Raw genomic sequence first — 4,830 nt, forward strand, 5'->3', positions numbered from 1 at the left:
CCCGGATGACCCTGGAGGAGAAGGTCGGCCAGCTGTTCGTGATGCGGGTCTACGGCCACTCCGCCACCGAACCCGACCAGGCGGACATCGACGCCAACCTCAAGGAGATCGGCGTGCGCACGGCCGCCGAACTGCTGGAGAAGTACCGGGTCGGCGGCATCATCTACTTCACCTGGGCGCACAACACCCGCGATCCGCACCAGATCGCGAGCCTCTCCAACGGCATCCAGAAGGCGTCCCTCGGCCTGCCGCGCGGGCTGCCGGTGCTCATCTCCACCGACCAGGAGCACGGCATCGTCGCCCGCGTCGGCGAGCCGGCGACCCTGTTCCCCGGCGCGATGGCCGTCGGCGCGGGTGGTTCCCGCTCCGACGCGCGCGACCTCGGCCGGATCGCGGGGCGCGAGCTGCGCGCCCTGGGCATCCGTCAGGACTACGCCCCGGTGGCCGACGTGAACGTCAACCCGGCCAACCCGGTCATCGGCGTACGGTCCTTCGGGTCCGAGCCGAAGGCGGTGGCGCGGTTGGTGGCCGCCGAGGTCGCCGGGTTCCAGCGGTCGGGGGTCGCGGCGACCGCCAAGCACTTCCCCGGGCACGGCGACACCGCCGTCGACAGCCACACCGGCTTCCCGGTGATCACCCACAGTCGTGAGCAGTGGGAGCGGCTGGACGCGCCGCCGTTCCGGGCGGCGATCGCCGCGGGCATCGACTCGATCATGACGGCCCATCTGATGGTCCCGGCACTCGACGACTCCGACGATCCGGCCACCCTCTCGCGCCCGATCCTCACCGGCATCCTCCGCGAGGAACTGGGCTACGACGGGGTCGTGGTCACCGACTCCCTCGGCATGGAGGGCGTGCGGACGAAGTACGGCGACGACCGGGTGCCGGTGCTGGCCCTGAAGGCGGGCGTGGACCAGCTGCTCAACCCGCCCTCCCTGGACGTGGCGTGGAACGCCGTCCTGAAGGCCGTCCGGGACGGCGAGCTGACCGAGGCACGGCTCGACGAATCGATCCTGCGCGTCCTGCGCCTGAAGGCGAAACTGGGCCTGTTCAAGGACCCGTACGCCTCCCCGGACGGCGTGGACCGCAGGGTCGGTACGCGCGCGCACCGGGCGGCGGCCGACCGGATCGCCGAACGGACCACCACCCTGCTGGTCAACGAGGACCGCGTGCTGCCCCTGTCCCGGCGCCGGCAGCCGAAGCTGCTGGTCGTGGGCGCCGACCCGGCCTCCCCGTCCGGCACGACGGGACCGCCGACCGGGGTGCTGGCGGGCGCGCTGAACGAGCTGGGCTTCACCGCCACCGCCCTGTCCACCGGTACGGCACCGTCGGCGGCGACGATCGACCGGGCCGTGGCGGCCGCGCAGGAGGCGGACGCCGTGGTCGTCGGGACGTACAACGTGACGGCGTCCTCCAGCCAGCGGACCCTGGTCGAGCGGCTCCTGGCGACCGGCAGGCCGGTGGTCGCGGTGGCGATCCGCAACCCGTACGACGTGGCCCACCTGCCCGCCGTACCGGCCTTCCTGGCGACGTACTCCTGGACCGACGTCGAACTGCGGGCGGCGGCCCGGGTGATCGCGGGCCGGGTGGAGCCGCGCGGGACGCTGCCGGTGCCGGTGCAGCGGGCGGACGACCCGGCGGCGGTGCTGTACCCGGTCGGGCACGGACTGAGGTACTGACCCCGGCCTCCGGGTTTCCCGCAGCCGGATCTCCCGCAATCGGGTTTCCCGCAGCCGGATTTCCCACGGCCGGATTTCCCACGGCCCGGTAGCCCGTCGGGCGTAGCGTCCGTACGCCACACAACCGACGCACCCCCGCCACCATGCGCAAAGAGTGCCGTATGTCTGGTGTGACCCGCTGTGCCGGGTCACGCTGGACGGGGGTGTTCGGGGAGGGTGACGCACGTGAGAAGTTCCCTGGGGGCGGTGTGCGCGCTCGCCGTGCTGGCCACGGCCCTGTCGGCCGGCTGCCAGAACGCGCCCGGCGGCGTCGACGAGAACGGCCGGCCGGCCGGACAGCGGACGGTGACGGTGTCGCCGTCGCCGATCCGGACCTCGGGATACGGGGCGGTGTTCCTCGGGATCGACGAGTGCAGTTCGTTCGGCCGGACCAGCTTCACCGAGGTGTCGTGCACCGGTGAACGGGCGGCGGCCCGGGTGGTCGCCCGCCACGACGGAACCGTGCGGGACGGGCCGCGCTGCCCCGCCACCACGGACTTCGTCCTGCACATCAGCGAGCAGCGCCCCGCGTCCGACGAGGACGGCGACGGGGCGGTGCCGCGCGGCTACGCCTGCATGCGCAACCTGCAGCCCCCGCACCCGGGCGATCCCGGTGGCGGGGGCGGGCCGCGCACCATCGTCGGCGACTGCGTGCGCGGGCTGGACGACGGCCAGGTCCGCGAGACGGCCTGCGACGGCGAGGGGGAGCAGCGGCCGGAGTACCGGGTGACCGAGGCCGTGGACGCCAGGTCCCGGTGCCCGGCGTCCACGACCCTCTATGTCCGGCTCGGCGGCAGCTCACCGGTGGGCTGCGCCGTCCCGGTGTGATCCCGGCCGCTGTCGCGGCCCGGTGTTCCTACCGGTGCAGCGTCGGCTCCCGCCGGATGTCCCGCACGTCCAGCTTGCGGTCGAACTTCGCCAGCGGCTTCGCCTCGGCCGGGTTCTCCTTGACCGCGCTCGGCGCGACGCCGGCCCAGTCGAGGATGCGGGCCGTGGCGAGCGCCTTCTCCTCGTCGACCAGACCGGCCACGTTGGCACCGTGGTTCATGCCGGGGGCGGTCAGCACGTACGAGTCGCGCGCGCCCTTGCCGAGCCGGAAGGGCTCGGCACCCCACGGGTCGTTCTCGCCGTAGACGAACAGCATCTGCCGGGCGTTGCCGCGCACCCAGGTGTCGACGTCGCGCATGGCCCGCGGTTCGAACGTCATCGGGATCGAGCGGGGCACGAAGTTGCGCGGCGGCTGGTAGCCGTAGCGGATGTACTTCTTCTCGATGTGCGGGAACCGGATCGTCGGCGCACCGAGCTGCGTGCCGGCCTGGTAGTAGTACGGCGTGTACGGGCTGAGGCCCTGGTCCGTGTAGAACGAGAAGCCGGAGATCGTGTCGACCGAGGTCCAGATCTCGTCGTCGGTGGCGTTCCGGGCGTCGGCCGGGATCTGCTCGCAGTCCTGCACCGTGCCGTACTGCCAGAAGCCCCACACGTAGTCGAGGACGACGGCCTCGTACGCCCGGTCCGCACTGCCGACGGTGTCGAAGGTGTAGCCGTTCTCGGCGGCGTACGCCTCGTACCTCTCCTGCAGCGGGGCCCGGCGGACCAGCGCCTCGCGCTGCACCGCGTTCAGCCGGTCGCGGCACTCCTTGGTGCCGACCTTCGCGAAGAAGCGGTCGTAGGCGGAGTCCTCCTTGTTCACCACGTCGTTGGGGGCGACGTAGGCGACGACGCCGTCCATGTCACGCGGGTAGAAGCGCTCGTAGTACGTGGCGGTCATGCCGCCCTTGGAGCCGCCGGTGGAGATCCAGTTCTCGGAGTAGATCCCCTTCAGCGCCTGGTGGATACGGTGCTGGTCGCTGGCGGCCTGCCAGATGTCCAACTTGGACCAGTCGGCCGGGTCAGGGCGGGACGGGGTGAAGAAGCGGTACTCCATGGAGACCTGGTTGCCGTCCACGATCTGGGTCGGCTCGCTGCGGCGGGGCGTCGTCGAGACGTTGTAGCCGCCGGTGAAGAAGACGGTCGGCCGCGCGACGTCCTTGTGCAGCACGGTGATCCGCTGCTGGAAGGTGCCCTTGGAGGGCCTGCGGTGATCGACCGGCTGGGTGTAGTCGAGGACGAAGAAGCGGTACCCGGTGTAGGGCTTCTCCTCGATCAGGCTCATGCCCGGGACGGAGAGCAGTCTCTCCTTGATGTCGGTGCCGGCGGTGATGTCGGTCTCGGCGGCGGTGGCCGCACTCGCCGCGCTCACCGTGCCGATCAGCATCGTGAGCGTCAGCAGCCATCTGAGCGCCTTGCGCATGCACACTCCCCTGTGAAACAGATGTGGCCGGGAAACTAACCGACCAACTCGCCCCAGCACTAGGGGACATGGGGATAGCCCTCGGTACAGAGAGGGGTAAATGCCTTACGCTGGACGGAAATCGCGGCTCGGCTCCGGGCGTGCGTTCAGCACAGGATCCAGCCGGAGCTGACCGACCCGCCGGCCACCCTGCCCTTCACCCAGACGCAGCGGCGCCCGGCGTGCACGGTGACCGGGCCGGCGTGCCGCTTGTAGCGGCCCTCGTCGACCACCGGACGGCCTCCGCGCGCCCGGATGCTCACCGACATCTTCCGCTTGGTGCCGGGCTTCTTGGCGAGGGTGACGGCGCAGAGGTAGCCGCCGCGCTTGTAGACGACGACCGAGCCGGTGGAGAACGGCAGGGTGCGCATCTTGCGTCCGGGGCAGTGCGCCGCGGCCCGGGCGTCGCCCGGCGCGGTGACCACCAGCAGTCCCGCCGCGGTCAGCATCGCCAGACCGAGCGCGAGGCGCCGGTGTATCGCTCCACTTCCCACTGCCGTTCCTCCCCGTACCGGATCGCGCCGCATCGAAGCCCGCGCCGAAGCCCGCACCGCACCTGCCGCGACCGACGGCGTACAGGTGTACGGACGCATGGCGTACGCCGGATGGTTGCCCACCCGTCTCTCCGGTCTCCCGCACGCCTTCACGCACGTCTTCACGCACGTCCTCAGGCACGGCCCCCTGCGTCCGTACCCCGGCCCGGCGGTCACGCGTCGGCGTCACCCACCGGGCCCACCCCCTCGGGCTCATCCCCTCGGCTCAGCCCCTCGGGCCCACCGCCCC

General features: G+C 71.7%; 4 protein-coding genes. 2 read left to right on the forward strand and 2 right to left on the reverse strand.

Annotated features, from left to right (window positions below; genetic code table 11):
• The coding region (locus AOK11_RS37445; RefSeq protein WP_055598086.1) for a glycoside hydrolase family 3 protein at window positions 1-1,679 on the forward strand (1,679 nt) is incomplete at its 5' end.
• Window positions 1,680-1,904: 225 nt separating this feature from the next.
• A complete protein-coding gene (locus AOK11_RS37450; protein WP_055598083.1) occupies window positions 1,905-2,546 on the forward strand; it encodes a hypothetical protein in 642 nt (213 codons plus the stop codon).
• A 28-nt stretch (window positions 2,547-2,574) separates the two neighbouring features.
• Here AOK11_RS37450 and AOK11_RS37455 read toward each other — a convergent pair whose 3' ends face one another.
• Both AOK11_RS37455 and AOK11_RS37460 read right to left on the reverse strand, forming a co-directional pair.
• The gene (locus AOK11_RS37455) at window positions 2,575-4,008 is read right to left on the reverse strand and encodes a S28 family serine protease (protein ID WP_055598084.1); all 1,434 of its coding nucleotides are present in this window, start codon (window positions 4,006-4,008) and stop codon (window positions 2,575-2,577) included.
• A 146-nt stretch (window positions 4,009-4,154) separates the two neighbouring features.
• On the reverse strand, window positions 4,155-4,541 hold the full coding sequence (locus tag AOK11_RS37460) for a hypothetical protein (RefSeq protein ID WP_055598085.1): 387 nt from the start codon (window positions 4,539-4,541) through the stop codon (window positions 4,155-4,157).
• Window positions 4,542-4,830: the final 289 nt, after the last annotated feature.

Source organism: Streptomyces hirsutus (assembly GCF_001418415.1).
GTDB classification, from domain to species: domain Bacteria; phylum Actinomycetota; class Actinomycetes; order Streptomycetales; family Streptomycetaceae; genus Streptomyces; species Streptomyces hirsutus.

Coding starts and splice junctions, on each gene's coding strand:
- AOK11_RS37455 (WP_055598084.1), bottom strand. CDS start 4,008: ATGCGCAAGGCGCTCAGATGGCTGCTGACGCTCACGATGCTGATCGGC.